This window comes from Paracidovorax avenae ATCC 19860 (assembly GCF_000176855.2).
In the GTDB taxonomy this organism is placed as follows: Bacteria; Pseudomonadota; Gammaproteobacteria; order Burkholderiales; family Burkholderiaceae_C; genus Paracidovorax; species Paracidovorax avenae.
In genome coordinates this window covers 1445525-1468124 of sequence record NC_015138.1, presented here as the reverse complement: position 1 = coordinate 1468124, position 22600 = coordinate 1445525, and the positions used below count along the sequence as shown (strand labels likewise).

The window sequence follows — 22600 nt, the reverse complement described above, 5'->3', positions numbered from 1 at the left end:
ACGCCTGCAGCGAGCGGAGCGATAGTGCGCACATGGGTAGAAGGACATTCCCTGAGCCTGCAATTCCACACAAGGAGCACACCATGAACTACCGCCATCTCCTCTCCGCCGCCGCCTGCGTCGCCGCACTGGGCCTGGCAGGATGCTCTTCCAATCCGTCCAACGCACAGATCGGCACCGGCGTGGGCGCCGTGGCTGGCGGCGTGCTGGGCAGCGCGGTTGGCGGCACCGCAGCCACCGTGGGTGGTGCAGCAGCGGGTGCGCTCATCGGCCACGAACTGGGCGAAGACCGCGACCAGCGCCGCCGCTGAACGCAGGCACCTCGCTCAGAACCTTTTGCGGAAGCAGCCCGCGCTGCTCCGCCCCACAAGCCGCTCGCATGGCAGTCGCCGCGCGAGCGGCTTTATTCATGGGCAGTGCCGGCCGCCTGCCCGTCTTGATTAATAAAAGATATTTATGGTTATTCACAAATACTCTAATAAACAATAAAGCTAGCAGCGGCTAGCATTCAGCGGTCCCTTTTTTTGCAGAGGAAGGTCGCTGTCCATGGCCCGATTTCCCCACCCGCCGCGCACCGGAATGCCTCCCTGCGCCGAGGGTGGGCAACCGCGGCGGCCGGCGCTGCGGTTCCGCGTGACGGGCCCGGAGACGGCGGCCTTTCCGACCGGTGACGACTTCAGCGCGTTCGCCGAGGAACAGGTCCTGCGGCTGCCCACGGCGGAAGGGGGCCATCTTCGCTACCAGGACCGCGGCAGGGGGCCCACCGTCCTGCTGGGCCACAGCTATCTGTGGAACTCCACGATGTGGGAGCCCCAGATCCGGGCCCTGTCGCGCTGCTACCGCGTGATCGCGCCCGATCTCTGGGGCCACGGAGCATCCGGCCCGCTGCCGGGCGGCACGCACGACCTGCAGGCCCTGGCCGGTCACATGCTGTCCATGCTCGATGCCTTGCAGATCGACGAGTTCGCCGTGGTCGGCCTGTCGGCCGGCGGCCTGTGGGGCGCGGAACTGGCACTGCTGGCGCCCGGGCGGGTGCGCAGCCTGGTGCTGATGGGCTCCCGTCTCGGCGCGGAGCCCGAAGCGACGCACCGCCACTACGCGGGCCTGCTCGACGCCATCGAGGCCGCAGGGCGTGTCACCCCGCCACTGGCGCGGGCCATCGTTCCGCTTTTCTTCCGCGCCGGCACGGACATGGATGCTGCGCATCCGGCGGCGTTCGCCCGCTGCCTGGCGTCGATGCCCACCGACCGGCTGCGTGATTCGATCGTCCCCCTGGGCCGGCTCCTGCTGGCGCGCCGCGATGCACCGGACCGGCTGGCGGCGCTGGACCCGGCCACCACGCTGATGATGTGCGGCGACGGCGATACCGCCTGCCCGCCCCGCGGGATGCAGGACCTGGCGCACTCGCTGGGCTGCGATGCCGTGCTGGTGCCGGCCGCGGGCCATCTCTCCAACCTGGACAACCCCGAGGCTGTCAACCACCACCTGCTGCGGTGGCTGGAGCGCACGCTGCGCTAGACGCCGGGGCGCGGCCGCGCTGCCGGTATCAGGCGGCCTGCCGGCGGCCCGCACGCCAGGCGCCGAAGATGGCGATCAGGCCCGGCACCAGGATCAGCGCCCAGATGATCTTGTCGAGATGGGCCTGCACCCAGGGGAAGTTGCCGAAGAAGTAGCCTGCCGTGCAGATGCCCAGCACCCACAGCAGTGCGCCGCCCACGTTGTAGGCGGTGAACTTGCCGCGGTGCATTTCGGCCACGCCCGCCACGAACGGGGCGAAGGTGCGGATGAATGGCATGAAACGCGCGAGCACGATGGTGATGCCGCCATAGCGCTCATAGAACGCATGGGCCTGCTCGAAGGCCCGGCGGTTGAACCACCGCGAGTCCGGCCACTGGAACACCTTGGGCCCGAAATACCGTCCGATGGTGTAGTTGCACTGGTCTCCGAGCACGGCCGCCACCAGCAGCACGGCGCAGGCAATGGGAAAGCTCATCAGCCCGGCGCCGCACAGCGCGCCCACGATGAAGAGCAGGGAATCGCCGGGCAGGAAGGGCATGACGACGACGCCCGTTTCCACGAACACGATGGCGAAGAGCAGCGCATAGACCCAGGGGCCGTACGCGGCCACGAAGGCCGCGATGTGCTTGTCCACGTGCAGGATGAAATCGATGAGGAACTGGATGGCTTCCAAGGCGGGTCCTTCAGGAGCGGCAGAGCGGAAAAAGGGGTCGGTGCGCCCGGGCAGGTGCTTTCGCCCCGCGGAGGAAGCGGGCACCCGGCGGCGCGGCGCGTAACTCTAACCGCACTGCCTACAATGCCGCCCGATGACCCCAGAGCCAGCCCCCCCGCGCCGCCCGATCCGCGATCTTCCGGACGAACTGATCAGCCAGATCGCCGCGGGCGAGGTGGTGGAGCGGCCCGCGTCGGCCGTGCGCGAGCTCGTGGACAACGCGCTGGATGCCGGCGCCCGGCAGGTCACCGTGCGCCTGCTGGCGGGCGGCGTTCGCCTGATCGCGGTGGAGGACGATGGCTGCGGCATTCCGCCCGAGGAACTGCCGGTGGCACTGCGTCGACACGCCACCAGCAAGATCACCAACCTGCACGATCTGGAGTCGGTGGCGACCATGGGCTTTCGCGGCGAGGCGCTGGCCGCCATCGCTTCGGTCTCGGAGATGGCCCTGCTGTCGCGGACCGAGGAGCAGCCCACGGCCTTCCTGCTCGACGCACGCAGCGGCGAGCTGCGCCCGGCGGCGCGCAGCCGCGGCACCACCGTGGAAGTGAAGGAGCTGTTCTTTTCCACCCCCGCGCGGCGCAAGTTCCTCAAGACCGACGCGACGGAGCTGGCGCACTGCATCGAGGCGGTGCGCCGCCATGCGCTGGCCCGGCCGGATGTCGGGTTCGCGATCTGGCACGAAGGCAAGCTGGTCGAGCAATGGCGCGCGACGCTGGCCGCCCCTGCAGCCTCGGCGGATGGCGCCGTGGACGATGCGGCGCTGGAGGATGCGCTGGCGCGCCGGCTGTCCGACGTGCTGGGCGAGGACTTCCTGGCCGAGTCGATCGCCGTGCGGCACCGTTCCGGGCCGGTGACCGTCACCGGGAGGGCCGGGCTGCCGGACGCCGCGCGCTCGCGCGCCGACCAGCAGTTCTGCTACGTCAACGGCCGGTTCGTGCGCGACAAGGTGCTCACGCATGCGGCCCGCAGTGCCTACGAGGACGTGCTGCACGGGCAGAAGCAGCCGGTGTATGCGCTCTATGTGGCGATCGATCCGATGCGGGTGGATGTGAACGTGCATCCCACCAAGATCGAGGTGCGCTTCCGCGACAGCCGGGAAGTCCACCAGGCCGTGCGGCATGCGGTGGAAAACGCCCTGGCCGCCCCGCGCGCGCAGGCGCTGGCAGCGGCCGCGCAAGGCTCGGCCGAAGCAGATGCGCCCGCCGCGGATTCGCCCGCGGCCCACGCTGCCCGCATGCCGCCGTCCGCCCTGCCGCGGCAGGCCGCGATGCATTTCGATGCCCGCCCCGGGCACCGGGTCACCGACCTGGAAGCGCTCTGGGGGCGCAAGGACATCACGCCTTCCGCACGGCCGGATGGCACCGCGGCGGCCTTCGCGCAGCCCTCCGGGCCGCATGCGCCGTTGCCGTTCGCACCGGTGACAGGGGCGACTGCCACCGTGCAGGAGGCTCCCGCCGCCTATGCCATGGCCACCGGTGGCCTCCCGGCCACGGGCATGCCCGCAGTCCCGCAGGAAGGCGCACCGGACGGCGCAGGCACCTTCGCGGCAGAGTCCGGCGCTTCTGCGCAGGCCGAGGCCCCCGCTGGCGACGAGCCGGAAGTCTGGCCGCTGGGGCGTGCGGTGGCCCAGATCCATGGCGTGTACGTCCTGGCCGAGAATGCCCAGGGCATGGTGATCGTGGACATGCACGCGGCGCACGAACGCATCGTGTACGAGCGCCTGAAGTCCCAGGTGGATGCCAGCGAGCGCATCGCGAGCCAGCCATTGCTGATTCCCGCGACGTTCGCCGCCACGCCCGAGGAAGTGGCCACGGCGGAAGCCCATGCCGGCACGCTCGACATGCTCGGCCTCGAAGTCTCGCCGTTCTCGCCCCGCACGCTCGCGGTGCGCGCCGTGCCCACATCGCTCGCCCAGGGCGATGCAGTGGAATTGGCGCGCAGCGTGCTCGCGGAGCTGGCGGCGCACGATGCCACCACCGTGGTGCAGCGGGCCCGCAACGAGATCCTGGGCACCATGGCATGCCATGGCGCGGTGCGCGCGCACCGGCGGCTCACGCTCGACGAAATGAATGCGCTGCTGCGGCAGATGGAAGTGACGGAACGCTCCGACCAGTGCAACCATGGCCGGCCCACATGGCGCCAGCTGTCGATGCGCGAGCTGGACGCGCTGTTCCTGAGAGGGCGCTGACCCACGGAAAAAGGACCTCCCCATGCCACCCCACCGCGCTCCGTTCCGCCACCGTTTCTACCGGAGATCCACGGCGCGCGGCCTCGTGGCCCTGGCCGCCTTTGCGGCAGGCTCCCCGGACGTGCATGCGGGCCGCCCGCTCACGGTGGACGACGCGGGTGTGAATGCCCCCGGCGAGGGCCACGTCGAAGTCTGGTGGGAAGGCGTGCACCAGGAGCGCGGCGCCGTCTTCGCGGCGCCGGCGTACGCGCCCCGCGCGCTCCCGGGGCTGGAGGTGGGCGCCCTGCTGGCCCGCGACCTGCATGGCCGCACCACGCTGAGCGGCCTGCAGGCGAAGTGGCAATGGACGCCTCCGCGCGAGGGCGGCTGCCACGTGGCCAGCAGCGCCGGCCTGGTCCATGCCTACGGAGAGAACGGCAGCACGCTGGCGCTGACGGCGATCGGCACCTGCGCCACCCGCTGGGGCGCGGTGCATGCGAATCTCGGCGCCCTGCGGACGCCCGAGAAGTGGCGGCCCGCGTGGGGCATCGCGGTGGAATCGACCTGGGGCGCCGTCACGGCGCACGTCGAGGCATTCGGCGAGCGCAACGGTCCGCCCACCTACCAGACCGGCGCCCTGTGGGAATGGACGCCGGGCTGGCAGCTCGACGGTCTCGTGGGGCGCCGCCAGGGACGGACCCTGATCAGCCTGGGCATCAAGCACAGCTTCTGAATGCCGCCCGTCCGGCCGGGTCAGTTGTCGCGGGCGGCCCTGGCCTGGTCGGGGAAGTCCGAGAACACGCCATCCACGCCGAGGCGGAAGAACTGTCGGTATTCGGCCGCAGGATCGCCCTTGTAATCGGAGGCGAGTCGCTTGGCCTCGCTGCGGAACGTGTAGGGATGCACGAACAGGCCGGCCGCATGGGCGTCGGCCACCACGCGGGTGGGCGACATCACGATGCGGTCGCGCTCGTCGATGACGCCGTCGCCGTTGAGGTCGTCCGGCTTGCCGTCGTTGTTGGCGTCCTGCAGCCGCGTCGGGATCAGGTAGGGCTTCCAGGGGCCGATGCCGTCCGCATAGGTCTTCACCTCGCGCAGTCCCTCGGGCGTGAGCAGGCTCGCGAAGGTGCGGCGGTCGCCGGCCACCGCGAAATCGTAGGGCTTGTCATAGGGCGCCGTGAGGTCGATGCTGCCGTCGGGCTTGACGTCGTTGCCGTCCACGAGCTGCACGAGGCGCACCTGGGTCTTCGTGCGCAGGTACTTGAGGTTGGACACCTCGAAGGACTGCACCATGACCGGCGAGGCGGCCTTGGTGTAGCCGTATTGTGCGAGCGTGTCGAGCAGCCGGTCTTCGAGCTTCAGGTTCAGGTTGGCGTGGTAGGTGGGGTGCTTGGTCTCGATATAGACGCCCACGGTGCGGCCCACCTTCGCTCCTTCGGTGCGGGCGAGGTCCAGTACCTCCGTGAGCGTGGGGATCTGGAAGCGGCCGTTGAAGGACTGGTCGCGATCGGCGAGCGGCTGGATGGCGCGCAGGGTCTTGATCTCGGCCAGCGTGAAATCGGAGGCGAACCAGCCCTCCTCCTGCACGCCGTCCACCATCCTGCGGGTCTTGCGGCTGGCGAACTCGGGGCGCTGCGACACGTCGGTCGTGCCGGTGATGTTGGGCTCGTGGCGGGCGATGAGCACGCCGTCCTTCGTCGCCACGAGGTCCGGCTCGATGAAGTCGGCACCCAGCTCGATGCCGCGGCGATAGCCTTCGAGCGTATGGTCGGGCAGGTAGCCGGCGGCGCCGCGGTGGCCGATCACCAGGGCCTTGGAGCCGTCGAGGGTGGAATGGATGCTGCCGCCATTGCCTCCGCAGGCGGACAGGGCCGCGCATGCGGCGGCAGCCAGGGCCCACCGGCTGGTGAACACCAGGGCGGCGGCCGGGCCGCGCGCGATTCGTTGCGTCGTCATTGGTCTCTTCTCCCTTGTGAATGGACGGTATGCGCCCGCGCGCACTCTGTCGGTGCCGCATGACAGCCCGGTGACACCGCCGCGCCGCCCGCCGGACGCGCGCAAAACCCGGATCAGCGGCACCCGCACAGGGTAATTCCAGGGTTCGGTCCGTCAACCCGGGGAAGCATGGTGCGTTTCTTGCAGCATGCCCTTCGGCCCCCACGGGCCCGACGAACTTTCCCTCCCGACCGGACTCTGTTCCTTTCGATGAAACGCTGGCCCCTCTTCTCCTCCATCGCGCTCGCCCTCGCAGTGACGGCGGGCTGTGCCACCCTCGACGCAAAACAGCGTGAATGGATCTTCCAGCCCAGCGACCGGGCCTGGGGCGGCGCGCAATCCACGGACGACATGCAGGACGTGTGGATCGCGTTCGATTCGCGCGCCACGGGCAAGGCGGAGAAGCTGCACGGGCTCTGGATGCCCTCGGGCCGGGCCGACGCTCCCGTTCTGCTGTACCTGCACGGCGCGCGCTGGAACGTCTCCGGCTCCGCCGGCCGCATCCGGCGCATGAACGACATGGGCTTCTCGGTGCTGGCAGTGGACTACCGCGGGTTCGGGCGCAGCAGCCCTGCCCTGCCCTCCGAGGCCACGGCCCTGGAAGATGCCCGGGCAGCCTGGGACTGGCTCGCAGCGCGGGAGCCCCGGGCGCCGCGCTACATCTTCGGCCATTCGCTGGGCGGGGCGATCGCCATCGACCTGGCCGCCATGGTGCCGGACGAAAAGGGCACCATCGTGGAGGGAACGTTTACCAACATTCCCGAGGTGGTGGCCACGTTCAAGTGGGGGTGGCTGCCCATCTCGGGTCTCATCACGCAGCGTTTCGAGTCGATCCGCAAGGTGGCACACATCGGCTCGCCGCTGCTCGTGGTGCACGGCAGTGACGACAGCCTCATCCCGCCCTCCCTGGGCAGGCGGCTGTACGAAGCGGCCCAGGGGCCGAAGCGCTTCGTCCTGGTGGAGGGCGGCACCCACCACAGCACCAACAGCGTGGGCGAAGCGCAGTACCGCGAGGCGCTGGCGGACCTGTTCCGGATTCCCGCCGGACCCGTGCCCGCGCACGCACCGGCGCAACGGGCATCGGCCGCCAGTTCCGCGGCCTGACCGGGCCAGGGCCCGGAGGGTCAGCCCGCTGCGGCTGCGGAGGCCGCGGCGGAGCCCCTCGCCGCCAGGATCTCCGGCAGGTGCCCGCCGATCCAGTCGGCCAGGGCCTGCACGTGCCGGCCGACCTCGCGTCCGAGGGGCGTCAGGCGGTACTCGACATGCGGCGGCACGACGGGATAGGCCCGGCGATCCACGAAACCGTCCCGTTCCAGCACCTGCAGCGTCTGCGCCAGCATGCGCTCGCTCACGCCGCCCACCTTGCGCCGCAGCTCGCTGAACCGCAGCGTGCGGTCGTCGAGCGCCACCAGCACCAGCACGCCCCAGCGGCTCGTGACGTGCTGCAGGATCTCCCGCGCCGGGCAGTCCGGCGACAGCACATCGCCCCGGCGCATCAGTTCGGCCAGGGGCAGGGACGCCTGGGCGTCGGAGGACGGAGGCGGAGGGCGCGACAGCCCGGGGGGCGCGCCGGAGGACACGGGGTGTGAAGTGGGGATGGCGGTGCGCTGGTCCATCACTTACCTTTTTGTAGGTACTTACGAAAAGTTTGCTTGAGGGCTATTGTCGCGTCTTCGTTCACTCGTCACAAGGAACAGGACATGATCGCCATCACCGGAGCCTCCGGCCAGCTCGGCCGCCTCGTCATCGACGCCCTGCTGCGCACGGTTCCCGCCCAGAACATCGTGGCGCTGGTGCGCAACCCGGCCAAGGTGCAGGACCTCGCCGAACGCGGGATCGTGGTGCGGCAGGCGGACTACGCCGCCCCCGCTGGCTGGGATGCGGCCCTGCAGGGCGTGCGTCGGCTGCTGCTGGTCTCCAGCAGCGAAGTGGGGCAGCGGACGGCGCAGCACCGCACCGTCATCGATGCCGCGCGGGGCGCGGGCGTGGAACTGCTGGCCTACACCAGCGTGCTGCACGCGGACACCTCGGCCCTGGAACTGGCGCGCGAGCACCGGGACACCGAAGCGTTGCTGCGGGAATCCGGCGTGCCCCACGTGCTGCTGCGCAATGGCTGGTACACCGAGAACTACCTGGCCGGGGTGGGCGCCGCGCTGCAGCACGGCGTGCTGCTGGGCAGCGCGGGCGAAGGGCGCATTGCGTCGGCAGCGCGGGCGGACTATGCCGAAGCGGCCGCCGCGGTACTGCAGGCACCGGACCAGACCGGGAAGGTGCATGAACTGGCGGGCGACAGCGCCTATACGCTGGCGGAGCTGGCTGCGGAAATCTCCCGCGCGTCGGGCCGGGCCATTCCCTACCGCGACCTGCCCGAAGCGGAATACGCAGGGGTCCTGGAAGGTGCCGGGCTGCCCGCGCCGTTCGCAGCCATCCTGGCGCAGTCCGATGCCGCGGCGGCGCGGGGAGCGCTCTTCGACGGCGGCGGCCAGCTGGCACGGCTCATCGGCCGGCCGACCACGCCCTGGCAGGGCCAGGCGGCAGAGGCTGTCCGCGCCGCCATGCCGGGCTGACCTGCCAGCCGCGGGCAGGCACCGGGCACTGGTACGCTCCGGGGGATCATGTCCACTCCCCCTTTCCTGCCGGCCGCCGGTGTGCCGGCAACCCACCTGCCCCGCGGAACGGCCGCGCCGGCGCTTCCCGCCTGCCTCGCGCTGGCGGGCCCTACCGCATCGGGCAAGACGGCCGGAGCCCTCGCCCTGGCCCGTGCGCTCGCACCCCACAGGCCCGTGGAAATCGTGAGCGTGGATTCGGCGCTGGTGTACCGCGGCATGGACATCGGCACGGCCAAGCCGACCGCCGCCGAGCAGGCGGCCGTGCCGCACCACCTGATTGACATCCGCGATCCGCTGCAACCCTACAGCGCAGCCGAATTCGTGGCCGACGCGCAACGGCTCGTGCGCGAGATCCAGGCGCGCGGCGCCCTGCCGCTGCTGGTGGGGGGCACGATGCTGTACTTCAAGGCGCTGTGGGACGGTATCGACGACATGCCGCCGGCCGACGCCGCCGTGCGGGCCCGGCTGGAAGCACAGGCCGCGGCCGAAGGCTGGCCGGCCCTGCATGCGGAGCTGGCCCGCGTGGATCCGCCGACGGCGGCCCGGCTGGCGCCCGGCGACAGCCAGCGCATCCAGCGGGCGCTGGAGGTCTGGCACGTGTCAGGGCGCCCGCTTTCGAGCTTTCACACCCGCGCGGCAACGTCCGGGAACGCAGCGGACGCGGGGCACGGGCCCATGCCGCTTTTTTCGCTGGAACCCCAGGACCGTGCGTGGCTGCACGAACGCATCGCCCGGCGCTTCGACGCCATGCTGGACGAGGGTTTCGTGGACGAAGTCCGGCGCCTGCGCGCGCGCGGCGACCTGCACCCGGACCTGCCGTCGATGCGCTGCGTGGGCTACCGGCAGGCATGGGAAGCGCTGGACGCCGAAGAGCGCACCGGCCGCCTTCCGCTGGCGGAACTGCGCGAGCGCGGCATCGCCGCCACCCGGCAGCTCGCCAAGCGGCAGGTCACCTGGCTGCGCGCGATGCCGTGGCGCCACGCGATCGCCTGCGATGCCCCCGGCGCCACGGAGCGCTGGGTGGCGGCCGCTCTCGACGCGCTCGGGGTGCGGGCATGACGGCCCAGGGCGATGCGATCTCTGCGGGCATGCCGCTGCTGCAGGCGGCCGGGCTGACGCGCCACTACGGCACCGGCACGCCCGTGTTCCGCGACGTCGACCTGGCCGTGCAGCCCGGGGAATTCATCGCCATCGTCGGCGAATCCGGCGTGGGCAAGTCCACGCTGCTCAACTGCCTGGCCGGGCTGGACCATTGGCAGGCCGGCAGCGTGCGCCATGGCGCGGCCGACCTGGGCACCATGGACGATGCAGAGCGCGCCCGCTGGCGGCGCATGCACGTGGGGTTCGTGTTCCAGGCGTTCCACGTGCTGCCGCACCTGGACGTGGCGCAGAACGTGGCACTGCCGCTGATGCTGCTGGGCCGCAGCGACCCGGCGCGGGTGGACCGCATGCTGGAGGCCGTAGGCCTGCAGGGCCTGGGCGCGCGGCTGCCCCGGCAACTGAGCGGCGGCCAATTGCAGCGCGTGGCCATCGCGCGCGCGCTGGTGCACGGCCCGGGCCTGCTGCTGGCCGACGAGCCCACCGGCAACCTGGACCCGGCCACTGCGGAACGGGTGATGGACCTGCTCGTCGCGCAGACGCGCGACCACGGGGCCGCGATGGTGCTCGTCACCCATTCGCGGACCGCGGCGCAGCGCGCCGACCGCACGCTGCGCCTGACCGCGGACGGCATCCGGCCGCAGGCCATCGCGGCCGGCTGAGTCGCCCTGGCCCGCCATGGCCCACCCTATTCGATCGCGATCCGCTGGCCGCCGGTGCCGCGTTTCTTGGGCAGCGTCAGCGTGAGCACGCCGTGGTCGTATTTCGCCTTCGCTTCCTGCGCGTCGATCTCGGCCGGCAGCTGGAACGAGCGGGCCACGGCGCCGTAATAGCGTTCGGAGCGCAGCACCTTGTCGCCTTCGGTCTGCTGGTCGTGCTGCCGCACCTCGGCGCGCAGGCTCACGACGTTGCCGTCGAGCGAGACATGGATGTCTTCCTTGGGCACGCCGGGAATCTCGGCGTGCACGGTGTAGCCGCCGTCGTTTTCCTTCACGTCCACCTTGATCTGCTGCGGCGTGGGCAGGCCGTCGCCATGCAGCGGGCGCACGTAGAAGCCGGGCGCGAAGTCCTTGAAAAATTCGTCCAGAAGACCGCCACGGGTCACGAGTGAATTCATGATGAGCTCCTTCGTCGTGTCGAACATCGGGGTTGGAAAACGTGCCGGCATGCCGGCCGCACTGCCCATATAGGCCTGCGGCCATGCGCTTCAAGACCCCGTGCGGCCTCCACGGCACGCGCGGTGACGGCAGCGCCACAATCGCTCCATGCTCGCCTTGCTCCGCACCTTTTCCTGGCAGGAACTGCGCCGCCATCCCTGGCGCACCGCGGTGGCCATGGTTTCCGTCATGCTGGGCGTGGCACTTGCCTTCGCGGTGCATGTGATCCATGCCTCCGCACTCTCGGAGTTCAGCCAGGCCGTGCGCGCGGCCGGCGGCCAGCCCGACCTGCAACTGCGCGCCGCGCAGGGCGACCTGCCCGAGGCGCTGTACGGCCCCGTGGCCACCCATGCCCTCGTAGCCAGGGCCGGTCCCGTGCTGGAGGTTTCCGTGCAGGCCAGCGCGCCCGGACGCAGCCCGGTGGCGCTGCGCGTGGTGGCAGCGGACACGCTGCTGCTCGGGGCCATGGCGCCGGAGCTCGCGCCGCAGCCGTTCCCGGACGCGGGCCGGCTCGCCATCCTGTCGCCCGCCACGCTGTTCCTCAATGCAGCCGCGCTGCAGGCCCTGGGGCTGCAGGCCGACCGCGGCAGCCCCGTCACCTTGCGGCAGGGCCTGTCGGGGAACGCAGCCCGGATAGCCGGCACGGTGGCGGCCGCGGGGCCGCCGCTGGCGGTGATGGACATTGGCGCGGCGCAGGATTTCTTCGGCCGTGCGGGCCGGCTGAGCCGCATCGACGTGCAATTGCAGCCCGGCCGCCGCGTGGAGGATTTCCAGGCAGCGCTGCCGCAGATGCTGCAGGCCGCGGGCCTGGAGGCGGCCGATGCGGCGGGCCTTGCCGTGGTGCGGCCGCAGGACACGGCCCGGCGCACGGACGACCTGTCGCGCGCCTACCGGGTGAACCTGACGGTGCTGGCCCTGGTCGCGCTCTTCACCGGGGGCTACCTGGTGTTCTCCGTGCTGGCGCTGAGCGTGGCGCGCCGCAGTCCGCAATTCGCGCTGTTGGCGGTGCTCGGCGCCACGCCGCGCATGCGGCGGGCCCTGGTACTGGCCGAGTCCGCGGCCCTGGGGGCTGCCGGCAGCGTGGCCGGCATCGCGCTCGGCACGGGCCTGGCCGCGCTGGCACTGCGTGCCATGGGTGGCGACCTGGGCGGAGGGTATTTCGAGGGTGTGCGCCCCTCGCTGCAGTGGAGTGCCGGCGCCGCGCTGCTGTACGCGGCGCTGGGGACCGCGGCCGCGCTGGCGGGGGGCTGGTGGCCCGCGCGATCGGCGGAACGGCTGGCGCCGGCCGTCGCTCTCAAGGGGGCGGGCACGGCCTCCGACATGCAGCCCCGGCTGGCACTGCCCGCGCTGTGCGCCGCGGCGGGGTGTGCGCTGGCATTCGCGCCGCCGGTGGCGGGGCTGCCGCTCGGCGCGTACGCGTCGGTCGCGTTGCTGCTGGTGGGCGGCATCGGCCTGCTGCCGGTGCTGGTGCACGGGCTGCTGGGCCTGCTGGCACCCTGGGCGGGCCGCCGCCCGCTGCCGATGCTCGCCGTGGAGCGTGCGCGGCGGATGCACGGCATGGCGGCCGTGGCGGTCGGCGGCGTGGTCGCCAGCCTGGCCCTGTCCGTGGCATTGACGGTGATGGTGGCCAGCTTCCGCGGCTCGGTGCTGCAGTGGCTGGACACCGCGCTGCCCGCGCCGCTGTACCTGCGTGCGACGGGGGGCGGCGGGGGCGGCGGCGATGCGCCCTTTCCGCCGGGATGGGACGACACCGTGGCGCGGCTGCCCGGCGTGGAACGGGTCGAGGCGCTGCGCATCGGCAGCCTGCTGCTGGATCCCTCACGCCCCGCCGTGGCGCTGCTGGCCCGGTCCTTCGGGCGCGGCGCGGCGCAGGCACTGCCGCTGCGCGAGGCCCCGCTGCCCGTGCCTCCGGGCCGTATCGCGGTGTACGTGAGCGAAGCGCTGGCCGACCTGTACGGGGTGCGGCCGGGCGCCAGCTGGCCGGCACTGTCCCGGGCGATGGCACTGCGCACCCGGGGTGCCGGACAGCCCACGGCCGAGTTCTTCGTCGCAGGCATATGGCGCGACTATGTGCGCCAGTTCGGCGCGGTGGCCATGGAGCGCACCGACTACATCCGGCTCACCGGCGATGCCGGCATCGACGATCTGGCGATATGGCCCGTGCCGGGCGCGGACGAGGCCGCGCTGCGGTCCGCCATCACGGACCGGCTGCCGCAGGCCCTGCGCGAGGGCGCGGAGCCTGCCATCGAGTTCAGCACCGCACAGGCGATCCGGGAACGCTCCCTCGCGCTCTTCGACCGCAGTTTCGCTGTGACCTACTGGCTGCAGGCCGTGGCCATCGGCATCGGGCTGTTCGGCATCGCGGCGAGCTTCTCGGCGCAGGTGCTCGCGCGGCGCAAAGAACTGGGCCTGCTGTCGCACCTGGGCCTGACGCGTCCGCAGATCCTCGGCGTGGTGGCCGGCGAAGGCGCTGCATGGACCGCCGCCGGGGCCGTCGCCGGACTGGCGCTCGGATGTGCCGTCTCGGCCGTGCTCGTCCACGTGGTGAATCCGCAGAGCTTCCACTGGACCATGGAGATGCACATCCCCGCGGCGCGGCTGGCGCTGCTGTGCTGCGCGGTCGTCGCCACCGGCACGGTGGCAGCGTGGCTTGCGTGCTACTCGTCCGCATCCCGCCATGCAGAACTGGCACTCCGGGAAGACTGGTGAATCAAAAAAATGCTTACCACGTGATGCTTTTTGTTGAATTTCACGCAAAATGACGTCATTGCGAATAGCTATGGGGTTCCGGGGAGGGCGCTCCATGACAAGGTGCCCGAGCACCGACGAGGCTGTTCAGCGTATTACTACATTCATCGCAGAAACCGGCCCGATACGCCGGCCTGCAGGTTGTCCGGAGGAGATTTTCATGCTTCGTCACCCACTGCGCTGGCTTGCCGGCGCCGCGCTCGCGCTCACCCTCTGCACTCCGGTCGCGGCCCAATGGGTGGTCCCGCCCGGCTCCTCGCTCGACGTGCCTCCGGGCGGTGCCGTGGACATCTCCTGCACGTCGCTGGACATGCAGGGCACGCTGAACCTGAGCGGCGGCACGCTGTCGGTGGACTCCTCCGCCACCTTCGCCTCCGGCTCCAACGTGACCGGCTCCGGCGGCACCATCTCGGTGGGTGGAGACCTCATCGCCACGGGCCCGGTGAACACCGGCAACAACACGCTCGTGCTGCGCGACGGATGCGACCCGGGCAATACGTCCCAGATCAGCGGCAACATCGTCGTGCAGAACCTCGTGCTGCAGAGCACGACGGGCCGCAACTTCGTCCTGCCCGCAGGCGCCAACATCACGGTGCTGGGCTCGCTGACGATCCAGGGCACCCAGGCGCAGCCGGTGCAGCTCACTTCGGCCAGCGGCACGGCCGTGGTGAACCTGGGCCCGAATGCCACCATCACCCGCAATTTCGCCAGCGTGCCGCCGACGGTGCAGATCGGCGCCGCCGCGACGGCAGTGACCTCGATTCCCACGCTCAGCGAATACGGCCTGGTGCTGCTGTCCCTGCTGATGGGCGCGCTCATGGCCTGGAAACGCCGCGGACCGGCACCACGCCCGCACAGCGCACGCTGAATGCCCTTGCCGGGGCGGAACACTTCTGCCCCTGGCCAGGTACCTGTCGCGTGCGCCGCATGCGCATCAAAAAGATATCCAGAGATCCAGTAGAGAGAGGGTTCCACCATGCCGAAAAAACGCCCGGGCCATCATTGGGCCGCCACCACGCTGTGCTCCGTCCTCGCCCTGCATGCCGCAGGCGCGCTCGCCGCGGACATCACCGTCACCCCCCCTGCCGGTGGCGGTTTCGTCGTCAAGGGCGGCACCCAGGAACGGCTGCGCGTGCAGGGCACGGGAGAGGTCTACATCCCCGGCCTGTCCTCGACCGGCACGAGCAACACCCTGACCTGCTATGACGCGGGCACGGGGCAGCTCACCAGGTGCGCCCCCGGCGTGGGCGGCGGAGCGACAGGGGCTACGGGCCCCCTGGGCCCAACCGGGGCGACGGGCCCTGCCGGCGCCACGGGTGCGACGGGCGCCACCGGCGCGTCCGGCCCGACGGGCGCCACCGGGGTGACCGGGGCCACCGGGCCTTCCGGAACCGGAGCCACCGGCGCAACGGGCCCGACAGGCGCCACGGGCGTGACCGGAGCCACGGGACCGACCGGCGCCACGGGCATCACGGGTGCCACGGGCGCCACCGGGGTGACCGGCCCGACCGGAGCCACGGGTGTGACGGGCCCCCAGGGCACACAGGGTCCGCAAGGTATCCAGGGCATCCAGGGTGTTCAGGGCAACACTGGAGCGACAGGTCCCACCGGGGCCACCGGCCCTACAGGTGCGACAGGCAACACCGGCGCGACCGGGGCCACGGGCCCGACGGGGAGCGTGGGCACATTGACGCGAAGTACAAATACGGGCACCTGCGGCGGGAGTGGCACGCAAGATGTGACCGCCACCTGCAGTTCCGGATCGGTGGTGTCAGGAGGATGCCATTCCAATGACACGACGCTGAACAGCATCTCACGGTCATTCAGGCCCGCCAGTACCAGCAATCAATGGACATGCAGTTTTTCATGCAACTCCGCAGTAACCATCACTGCTGAGGCGTATTGCCAATGATGCAGAGGGCAGCTCTGTGCTAACCGCATATCCTGCCAGCCGTATCGGCTTCGTATCAAGGGAATCTGCTCCGTGGCGAAGTGCAGGCCAGATGCCAAAATCGTCTTGCTGTTGACTATTGCATCACTGCAGTCTTGCGAGAAAAGCCGTTGCCATTGTCCGAGTCCCCCCGCATCTGCCTCAACATGATCGTGAAGAACGAGGCACCGGTGATCACCCGGTGCCTCGCTTCCGTGCGGCCCTTCATCGACCACTGGGTGATCGTGGACACGGGCTCCACCGACGGCACGCAGGACATCGTGCGCGAATTCCTGCAGGGCGTGCCCGGCAGCCTGCACGAGAGGCCCTGGAAGAACTTCGCGCACAACCGCAACGAGGCGCTGGAGCTCGCCAGGCCGCAGGCGGACTACGTGCTCTTCATCGATGCGGACGAGCAGTTGCGCGTGCCCGAGGGCTTCGCCTGGCCCGCGATGTCCGCGGACGGGTACATGTTCACCTGCCGCATGGGCGACTGCGAATACCTGCGCAACGCCATGGTCGCCGCGCGCGTGCCCTGGCGCTGGGAGGGCGTGCTGCACGAGTTCCTGGCAGCCCCCGCGCATGCGCCCTGGCAGCCGCTGCCCGGCCCGTTGATCGATGTGTCGCACGACGGTGCCCGTGCCCGCGATCCGCAGACCTACCTGCGCGACATCGCCGTGCTCGAGCAGGCGCTGCGGGACGAGCCCGGCAACACGCGCTACGCGTTCTACCTGGCCCAGAGCCTGCGGGACGCGGGGCGGCTTCAGGAGTCCCGCGAAGCCTACCGCCGGCGCGCGGCGATGGGCGGCTGGGACGAGGAATGCTGGTTCGCGGTCTTCCAGGTCGCCGTGCTCACCGAACGGCTGCAAGCCCCGCCGCACGAGGTGCGCGACGCCTACCTCGCGGCCTATGCGCAACGGCCCGCGCGCGCGGAGCCCCTGTGCGAACTGGCCCGCTACCACCGGCTGCGGTCGGAGTTCGCGCTGGCCCACCTCTACGCGCAGCAGGCGGCGCGCATGCCGCGGCCCGCGGACATCCTGTTCGTGGATGCCGGCGTCTATGCATGGCGCTCGCTCGACGAACTCGCCGTGAGCGCGTTCTACGTGCAGTCCTTCGAGCAGGGCCGCGAGGCGCTGCAGAAGCTGCTGCAGGAGAGGAGCTTCCCGCCTTCGGAGGCCGCGCGCATCGAGGCCAACCGCCCCTTCTTCGGGCTGTAGCGCAGGATACGGAGCGCGGGCCGCCGCGGCCCGCGCGCCTGCGATACTTCCCGCATGACCCCACTCCCCCCCTCCGGCGCGGCGCCCGGCGGCTGGCTGCACGAAGCCATTGCCCGCATCGAGGCCGACTACCACCGCAGCGCCGACACGCACCTCATTCCGCTCAACCTGCCGGCGTATGCGGCCCACGGCATCGACCTCTACCTGAAGGACGAGTCCACCCATCCCACGGGCAGCCTGAAGCACCGGCTCGCGCGTTCGCTGTTCCTGTACGCGCTGTGCAACGGCTGGGTGCACGAAGGCTCGACCATCGTCGAGTCCTCGAGCGGCTCCACAGCAGTGAGCGAGGCGTATTTCGCGCGGCTGCTGGGCCTGCCTTTCGTGGCGGTGATGCCGCGCCGCACCTCGGTGGAAAAGGTGGCGCAGATCGAGTTCCATGGCGGCCGCTGCCACTTCGTGGACAACCCTGCCGAGGTGTACGACGCGGCGCGCGCGATCGCTGCCGACACCGGCGGGCACTACATGGACCAGTTCACCTATGCCGAACGGGCCACGGACTGGCGCGGCAACAACAACATCGCCGAGAGCATGTTCGTGCAGATGCAGCGTGAGCGCCACCCCGTGCCGCGCTGGATCGTGGTCGGAGCCGGCACGGGAGGCACGAGCGCCACCATCGGCCGCTACATCCGCTACCAGCAGTACGCCACCCAGGTCTGCGTGGCCGATCCGGCCGGCTCGGTGTTCAGCGCGTACTGGCGCTCGGGCGACGGGACGCTCACGGCGGCGGGCTCGCGGATCGAGGGCATCGGCCGCCCGCGCGTGGAGCCGAGCTTCATCCGCACGCTCGTGGACCACATGGAGGAAGTGGCGGACACCGATTCGGTGGCGGCGATGCAGGTGCTCTCGCAATTGCTCGGGCGGCGTGTCGGCCCCTCCACGGGCACCAACTTCGCCGCCATGCTGCGCCTGGCCAGCGGCATGCGCAAGCGCGGCGAACAGGGCTCGCTGCTGTCGCTGCTGTGCGACTCGGGCGAACGCTACCTGCCCACCTACTTCGACGATGCCTGGGTGGCCGGCACCATCGGCGACTGCGCGGCCGCGCGCGCCGGCATCCAGGCCAGCATGGACGCCTGACCATGCCGGGCCGCCCGACGCGCCGCGCCTGCCTCGCCGCCGCGCTCGGCGCCGCGTCCGCCAGCGCGTGGGTGCCCAGGCCGGCACACGCGCTGCCCGCGCGTGCCCTGTCGTTCCCCCGCGACCACGGCAGCCACCCGGACCTGCGCACCGAGTGGTGGTACATCACCGGACATGCCCGCGCGGACGGCCAGGACTGGGGGTTCCAGATCACCTTCTTCCGCTCCCGGGTAGACGAGACCCGAACGCTGCGCTCCGCCTTCGCGGCCCACCAGCTGCTGTTCGCGCACGCCGCGCTCACCGACGTGCGCAGCGGCCGGCTGCTGCACGACCAGCGCATCGCGCGCGCAGGCTTCGGCGTGGCACGGGCGCAGGAATCCGACACCGCCATCCGGATCGGGGACTGGTCGCTGGCCCGCAGCGGCACCGCGGACGGCGGCAGCCGGTACGTCGCCCGCATTCCGGCGGAACGCTTCACCCTGGAACTGCAGTTCGACAGCACCCAGCCGCTCGTCCTGCAGGGCCGCCAGGGCCTGTCGCGCAAGGGGCCGCAGCCGGAGCAGGCGAGCTACTACTACAGCCAGCCCCAGCTGGCAGTACGCGGCACCATCGCGCTGCCCGGCCGGCGCCTTGCCATCGGCACGGACGACAGCGGTGCCCCGCGCACGGCGCGCGCCTGGCTGGACCACGAGTGGAGCGAGGCCCTGATGCACCCCGAGGCCGTGGGCTGGGACTGGATCGGCATGAACCTGGACAACGGCGGCGCGCTCACGGCCTTCCGGCTGCGACGCCAGGACGGCAGCGCGCTCTGGGCCAGCGGTTCGTTCCGCGGGGGCGCGGATGCCGCGCTGCAGATCTTCGAGGACGGGCAGGCCGTGGCGTTCGCCCCCCTGCGCCACTGGACCAGCCCGCGCACCGGCACGCGCTACCCCGTCGCCTGGCGCATAGACACACCCGCCGGCCGCTTCGAGGTCGAAGCCCTGGCCGACGACCAGGAACTGGACAGCCGCGGCTCCACCGGCGCGATCTATTGGGAGGGCCTGAGCGTGCTGCGCGACGCCTCCGGCAGCGAGGTGGGACGCGGCTACCTGGAACTCACGGGCTACGCAGGCGCGCTGCGCCTGTAATGCCAAAGGCGACTCAGGAGGTTTTCCTGATCTTTGCCAGGATCTCCCCCATGATCCCGCGGCGGAACGCCAGCACGCAGACCACGAAGATCAGGCCGGTGACGATGGTCACCGACTCGCCCAGCGTGCGGAACCAGTCCACGCCCGTGAGGGACGCGAGCAGGTTGCCGAATTCGCCGATCTTGTTCTCCAGCAACACCACCACGGCGGAGCCGACCAGCGGGCCGGACAGCGTGCCCAGGCCGCCGACGAGCGTCATCAGGATCACCTGGCCCGAGGCCGTCCAGTGCACGTCCGACAGCGTGGCGAAACCGAGCACCAGCGTCTTGAGCGAGCCGGCCAGCCCCGCGATGGCGGCCGAGATCACGAAGGCCAGCAGCTTGAAGCGCTGCGTGTCGTAGCCCAGCGAGATGGCGCGCGGCTCGTTTTCCTTGATGCCCTTGAGCACCTGGCCGAACGGCGAATGGATGGTGCGCACGATCAGCAGGAAGGCAGCGACCACCACGGCCAGCGCCACGTAGTACATGGTCACGTCGCTGGACAGGTCGAGCACACCGAACAGCTTGCCGCGCGGCACGCCCTGCAGGCCGTCCTCGCCGCCCGTGAACGGCGCCTGCAGGCAGGCGAAGAACAGCATCTGCGCGAGCGCCAGCGTGATCATCGAGAAATAGATGCCCTGGCGGCGGATGGCCAGCCAGCCGAACAGCAGGCCCAGCAGCGCGCCGCCGGCCGTGCCCAGCAGCAGGCCGACCTCGGGCGTGAGCCCCCAGACCTTGATCGCATGGCCTGCGACGTAGGCCGCGCCCCCCAGGAAGGCCGCATGGCCGAAGGACAGCAGCCCCGTGTAGCCCAGCAGCAGGTTGAAGGCCGAAGCGAACAGTGCGAAGCACAGCAGCTTCATCACGAACACGGGATAGGCGCCGAGGAACGGCGCGGCGATCAGGCCCAGCAGCAGCAGGCCATAGCCGAAAGTGGCGAGATTCTTGTGGTGCATGTGCGCGGCCCCGTCCTGGTCACTTTTCCTTGCCGAACAGGCCGGCGGGGCGGATGAGCAGCACCACCACCATGATGACGAACACCACGGTGGACGATGCCTCGGGATAGAACACCTTGGTGAAGCCTTCGACGACGCCCAGGCCCAGGCCCGTGAGGATGGAGCCCATGATCGAGCCCATGCCGCCGATCACCACCACCGCGAACACCACGATGATGAGGTTCTGCCCCATGAGCGGCGTGACCTGGTACACCGGCGCCGCGAGCACGCCCGCGAAGGCGGCCAGCGCCGCGCCGAAGGCGTAGGTGAGCGTGATCATCACCGGCACGTTGATGCCGAAGGCCTCCACCAGGCGCGGGTTCTCGGTGCCGGCGCGCAGGTAGGCGCCGAGCTTGGTCTTCTCGATGACATACCAGGTGCCGATACAGACCACGATGGACGCCGCCACCACCCAGGCACGGTAGTTGGGCAAGATCATGAAGCCGAGGTTGGTGGCGCCCTCCAGCAGCTCCGGCGTGTCGTACCCCAGGCCCGAGACGCCGTAGATGGAGCGGAACACGCCCTCGATGAGCAGCGTGAGCCCCAGCGTGAGCAGCAGGCCGTAGAGGTGGTCGAGCTTGTAGATCCAGCGCAGCAGCAGCCGCTCGATCGCCACGCCGAAAAGGCCGACGACGAGCGGCGCCGCGACCAGCATCACCCAGTAGTTGATGCCGAAATACGAACCCGCCATCCAGGTGAGCAGCGCCCCCAGCATGAACAGCGCGCCATGCGCGAAGTTGATCACGTTGAGCAGGCCGAAGATCACCGCCAGCCCCAGGCTGAGGATGGCGTAGAACGAGCCGTTGACCAGCCCCAGCAGGAGCTGGCTCAGCAGGGCCGGCAAAGAGACACCGAAGATTTCCATGGGGAGGCGGCTTGGGATGCGGGTGGAGGGCGCTCAGGCGGTGCGGGTCATTTCCAGAGCGCGCACTTGCTCTCGGCCTTGGTGGCGAAGACCTGGTCGCCCGGCAGCTTCTTCACGAGCTTGTAGTAGTCCCAGGTGCCCTTGGATTCCGCGGGCGTCTTCACCTGCATGAGGTACATGTCGTGCACATAGCGGCCGTCCGGGCGCAGCGTGCCGCTGTTGAAGAAGTCGTCCATCTTCATGCCGCGCCAGGCCTCCATCACGTTGTCGGCCTCGATGCTCTTGGCGGCTTCCACGGCCTTGAGGTAGTTCATGGTGGCCGAGTAGTCGGCCGCCTGGATCTCGGTCGGGCGGCGCTTGGTCTTCTCCATGAAGCGGTCTGCGAACTTGCGGGTCTCGTCGTTCAGGTCCCAGTACCAACTGGTGGTGAACTGCAGGCCTTCCGTGGTCTTCAGGCCCAGGCTGTGGATGTCGCTGAAGAAGATCAGCAGGCCGGCGAGCTTCATGTTCTTGCCGATGCCGAACTCCTTGGCGGCCTTGATCGAGTTGATCGTGTCGCCGCCCGCGTTGGCCAGGCCCAGGATCTGCGCCTTGGAGTTCTGCGCCTGCAGCAGGAAGGACGAGAAGTCCGACGCGTTGAGCGGGTGCCGCACCGAGCCCACCACGGTGCCGCCCTTTTCCTTCACCACGCGGGAGGTGTCGGCCTCCAGCGCGTGGCCGAAGGCGTAGTCGGCCGTGAGGAAGAACCAGCTCTTGCCGCCCGCGTCCACGATGGCCGCGCCCGTGCCCTTGGCGAGCGCCACGGTGTCGTAGGCGTAGTGCACGGTGTAGGGACTGCACTGCTCGTTGGTCAGCGCCGAGGTGGCCGCGCCGTTGTTGATGAAGACGCGCTTTTTCTCCTGCGCCACCTTGGCCATGGCCAGCGCCGTGCCCGAGTTGGTGCCGCCGAAGACCATGGTCAGGCCCTGCGTGTCGATCCACTCGCGCGCCTTGCTGGCCGCAATGTCCGCCTTGTTCTGGTGGTCTGCCGTGAGCAGCTCGATCGGCCGGCCGAGCACCTTGCCGCCGAAATCGTCGATCGCCATCTGGATCGCCACCGCGCCGTTCTTGCCTTCCACGTCGGCGTACAGGCTCGACATGTCGGTGATGAAGCCGATCTTCACCGGCGCGTCCTGCTGCGCGTGCGCGGCCGAGGCCGCGAAGAGCCCTGCGGCGCCGAGCGCCAGTGCCAGTTTCGTGATTCCGTATGCCATGGTCCTTGTCTCCTTCTGTTGTCGTTCGTCCATC

General features: G+C 70.3%; 20 protein-coding genes. 13 read left to right on the top strand and 7 right to left on the bottom strand.

Annotated elements, in window-relative coordinates:
- Positions 1–83 precede the first annotated feature (83 nt).
- Entirely contained in the window at positions 84–311 is a 228-nt protein-coding gene (locus tag ACAV_RS06475; RefSeq protein ID WP_013593771.1) for a YMGG-like glycine zipper-containing protein, read from the top strand.
- 235 nt (positions 312–546) lie between these two features.
- Positions 547–1518 (top strand): alpha/beta fold hydrolase, encoded by a 972-nt coding sequence (locus tag ACAV_RS06470; RefSeq protein ID WP_013593770.1) that lies wholly within the window; start codon positions 547–549, stop codon positions 1516–1518.
- A gap of 28 nt (positions 1519–1546) precedes the next feature.
- Here ACAV_RS06470 and ACAV_RS06465 read toward each other — a convergent pair whose 3' ends face one another.
- A complete protein-coding gene (locus tag ACAV_RS06465) occupies positions 1547–2191 on the bottom strand; it encodes a DedA family protein (protein WP_013593769.1) in 645 nt (214 codons plus the stop codon).
- Positions 2192–2324: 133 nt separating this feature from the next.
- On the opposite strand from ACAV_RS06465, the gene mutL reads away from it, so the two are divergent.
- On the top strand, positions 2325–4421 hold the full coding sequence (mutL, locus tag ACAV_RS06460; RefSeq protein ID WP_013593768.1) for a DNA mismatch repair endonuclease MutL: 2097 nt from the start codon (positions 2325–2327) through the stop codon (positions 4419–4421).
- 22 nt (positions 4422–4443) lie between these two features.
- Entirely contained in the window at positions 4444–5133 is a 690-nt protein-coding gene (locus ACAV_RS06455) for a PA4824 family protein (protein ID WP_013593767.1), read from the top strand.
- Between the two features lie 20 nt (positions 5134–5153).
- On the opposite strand, the gene ACAV_RS06450 is transcribed toward ACAV_RS06455, so the two are convergent.
- Positions 5154–6356 carry a glycerophosphodiester phosphodiesterase gene (locus ACAV_RS06450; protein WP_013593766.1) on the bottom strand — a complete coding sequence of 401 codons (1203 nt, stop codon included), beginning with the start codon at positions 6354–6356 and terminating at the stop codon, positions 5154–5156.
- Between the two features lie 249 nt (positions 6357–6605).
- On the opposite strand from ACAV_RS06450, the gene ACAV_RS06445 reads away from it, so the two are divergent.
- A complete protein-coding gene (locus ACAV_RS06445; protein WP_013593765.1) occupies positions 6606–7499 on the top strand; it encodes an alpha/beta hydrolase in 894 nt (297 codons plus the stop codon).
- A gap of 20 nt (positions 7500–7519) precedes the next feature.
- Here ACAV_RS06445 and ACAV_RS06440 read toward each other — a convergent pair whose 3' ends face one another.
- Positions 7520–8011: a winged helix-turn-helix transcriptional regulator gene (locus ACAV_RS06440; protein ID WP_013593764.1), complete on the bottom strand. Its 492-nt coding sequence runs from the start codon at positions 8009–8011 to the stop codon at positions 7520–7522.
- An 84-nt stretch (positions 8012–8095) separates the two neighbouring features.
- On the opposite strand from ACAV_RS06440, the gene ACAV_RS06435 reads away from it, so the two are divergent.
- The 3 genes from ACAV_RS06435 to ACAV_RS06425 are packed head-to-tail and all read left to right on the top strand — an operon-like array spanning position 8096 to position 10764.
- Positions 8096–8962 carry an SDR family oxidoreductase gene (locus ACAV_RS06435; protein ID WP_013593763.1) on the top strand — a complete coding sequence of 289 codons (867 nt, stop codon included), beginning with the start codon at positions 8096–8098 and terminating at the stop codon, positions 8960–8962.
- 48 nt (positions 8963–9010) lie between these two features.
- Complete coding sequence (gene miaA / locus ACAV_RS06430) at positions 9011–10063, top strand: tRNA (adenosine(37)-N6)-dimethylallyltransferase MiaA (RefSeq protein WP_013593762.1); 1053 nt, start codon at positions 9011–9013, stop codon at positions 10061–10063.
- A complete protein-coding gene (locus ACAV_RS06425) occupies positions 10060–10764 on the top strand; it encodes an ABC transporter ATP-binding protein (RefSeq protein ID WP_013593761.1) in 705 nt (234 codons plus the stop codon). The genes miaA and ACAV_RS06425 overlap by 4 nt, the downstream gene beginning before the upstream one ends.
- A 26-nt stretch (positions 10765–10790) precedes the next feature.
- On the opposite strand, the gene ACAV_RS06420 is transcribed toward ACAV_RS06425, so the two are convergent.
- The gene (locus ACAV_RS06420; RefSeq protein ID WP_013593760.1) at positions 10791–11219 is read right to left on the bottom strand and encodes an Hsp20/alpha crystallin family protein; all 429 of its coding nucleotides are present in this window, start codon (positions 11217–11219) and stop codon (positions 10791–10793) included.
- A 148-nt stretch (positions 11220–11367) separates the two neighbouring features.
- Here ACAV_RS06420 and ACAV_RS06415 point away from each other — a divergent pair, with 148 nt between their 5' ends.
- The 5 genes from ACAV_RS06415 (at position 11368) to ACAV_RS06390 (ending at position 19415) form a co-directional block, all read left to right on the top strand.
- Complete coding sequence (locus ACAV_RS06415; protein WP_013593759.1) at positions 11368–13968, top strand: ABC transporter permease; 2601 nt, start codon at positions 11368–11370, stop codon at positions 13966–13968.
- A 199-nt stretch (positions 13969–14167) separates the two neighbouring features.
- Positions 14168–14875: an IPTL-CTERM sorting domain-containing protein gene (locus tag ACAV_RS06410; RefSeq protein WP_013593758.1), complete on the top strand. Its 708-nt coding sequence runs from the start codon at positions 14168–14170 to the stop codon at positions 14873–14875.
- Between the two features lie 1229 nt (positions 14876–16104).
- A complete protein-coding gene (locus ACAV_RS06400; protein WP_049791229.1) occupies positions 16105–17154 on the top strand; it encodes a tetratricopeptide repeat-containing glycosyltransferase in 1050 nt (349 codons plus the stop codon).
- 54 nt (positions 17155–17208) lie between these two features.
- On the top strand, positions 17209–18288 hold the full coding sequence (locus tag ACAV_RS06395; RefSeq protein WP_013593755.1) for a PLP-dependent cysteine synthase family protein: 1080 nt from the start codon (positions 17209–17211) through the stop codon (positions 18286–18288).
- 2 nt (positions 18289–18290) lie between these two features.
- Positions 18291–19415 (top strand): lipocalin-like domain-containing protein, encoded by a 1125-nt coding sequence (locus ACAV_RS06390; protein ID WP_013593754.1) that lies wholly within the window; start codon positions 18291–18293, stop codon positions 19413–19415.
- Positions 19416–19428: 13 nt separating this feature from the next.
- On the opposite strand, the gene ACAV_RS06385 is transcribed toward ACAV_RS06390, so the two are convergent.
- From ACAV_RS06385 to ACAV_RS06375, 3 genes are read right to left on the bottom strand one after another with little or no spacing between them, the layout of a single operon-like run.
- Positions 19429–20409 carry a branched-chain amino acid ABC transporter permease gene (locus ACAV_RS06385; protein WP_013593753.1) on the bottom strand — a complete coding sequence of 327 codons (981 nt, stop codon included), beginning with the start codon at positions 20407–20409 and terminating at the stop codon, positions 19429–19431.
- Between the two features lie 19 nt (positions 20410–20428).
- Positions 20429–21313, bottom strand: coding sequence for a branched-chain amino acid ABC transporter permease (locus tag ACAV_RS06380; protein ID WP_013593752.1), 885 nt, complete (start codon positions 21311–21313; stop codon positions 20429–20431).
- A gap of 47 nt (positions 21314–21360) precedes the next feature.
- Positions 21361–22566 (bottom strand): ABC transporter substrate-binding protein, encoded by a 1206-nt coding sequence (locus ACAV_RS06375; protein WP_013593751.1) that lies wholly within the window; start codon positions 22564–22566, stop codon positions 21361–21363.
- Positions 22567–22600: the final 34 nt, after the last annotated feature.

Excerpts from the sequence above, each read along its gene's own strand:
- ACAV_RS06390 (WP_013593754.1), top strand. The coding sequence starts at position 18,291 with ATGCCGGGCCGCCCGACGCGCCGCGCCTGCCTCGCCGCCGCGCTCGGC.
- ACAV_RS06380 (WP_013593752.1), bottom strand. The coding sequence starts at position 21,313 with ATGGAAATCTTCGGTGTCTCTTTGCCGGCCCTGCTGAGCCAGCTCCTG.
- ACAV_RS06420 (WP_013593760.1), bottom strand. The coding sequence starts at position 11,219 with ATGAATTCACTCGTGACCCGTGGCGGTCTTCTGGACGAATTTTTCAAG.
- mutL (WP_013593768.1), top strand. The coding sequence starts at position 2,325 with ATGACCCCAGAGCCAGCCCCCCCGCGCCGCCCGATCCGCGATCTTCCG.
- ACAV_RS06455 (WP_013593767.1), top strand. The coding sequence starts at position 4,444 with ATGCCACCCCACCGCGCTCCGTTCCGCCACCGTTTCTACCGGAGATCC.
- ACAV_RS06445 (WP_013593765.1), top strand. The coding sequence starts at position 6,606 with ATGAAACGCTGGCCCCTCTTCTCCTCCATCGCGCTCGCCCTCGCAGTG.
- ACAV_RS06470 (WP_013593770.1), top strand. The coding sequence starts at position 547 with ATGGCCCGATTTCCCCACCCGCCGCGCACCGGAATGCCTCCCTGCGCC.
- ACAV_RS06415 (WP_013593759.1), top strand. The coding sequence starts at position 11,368 with ATGCTCGCCTTGCTCCGCACCTTTTCCTGGCAGGAACTGCGCCGCCAT.
- ACAV_RS06410 (WP_013593758.1), top strand. The coding sequence starts at position 14,168 with ATGCTTCGTCACCCACTGCGCTGGCTTGCCGGCGCCGCGCTCGCGCTC.
- ACAV_RS06435 (WP_013593763.1), top strand. The coding sequence starts at position 8,096 with ATGATCGCCATCACCGGAGCCTCCGGCCAGCTCGGCCGCCTCGTCATC.
- ACAV_RS06440 (WP_013593764.1), bottom strand. The coding sequence starts at position 8,011 with ATGGACCAGCGCACCGCCATCCCCACTTCACACCCCGTGTCCTCCGGC.
- ACAV_RS06400 (WP_049791229.1), top strand. The coding sequence starts at position 16,105 with ATGATCGTGAAGAACGAGGCACCGGTGATCACCCGGTGCCTCGCTTCC.
- miaA (WP_013593762.1), top strand. The coding sequence starts at position 9,011 with ATGTCCACTCCCCCTTTCCTGCCGGCCGCCGGTGTGCCGGCAACCCAC.
- ACAV_RS06475 (WP_013593771.1), top strand. The coding sequence starts at position 84 with ATGAACTACCGCCATCTCCTCTCCGCCGCCGCCTGCGTCGCCGCACTG.
- ACAV_RS06385 (WP_013593753.1), bottom strand. The coding sequence starts at position 20,409 with ATGCACCACAAGAATCTCGCCACTTTCGGCTATGGCCTGCTGCTGCTG.
- ACAV_RS06450 (WP_013593766.1), bottom strand. The coding sequence starts at position 6,356 with ATGACGACGCAACGAATCGCGCGCGGCCCGGCCGCCGCCCTGGTGTTC.
- ACAV_RS06425 (WP_013593761.1), top strand. The coding sequence starts at position 10,060 with ATGACGGCCCAGGGCGATGCGATCTCTGCGGGCATGCCGCTGCTGCAG.
- ACAV_RS06375 (WP_013593751.1), bottom strand. The coding sequence starts at position 22,566 with ATGGCATACGGAATCACGAAACTGGCACTGGCGCTCGGCGCCGCAGGG.
- ACAV_RS06395 (WP_013593755.1), top strand. The coding sequence starts at position 17,209 with ATGACCCCACTCCCCCCCTCCGGCGCGGCGCCCGGCGGCTGGCTGCAC.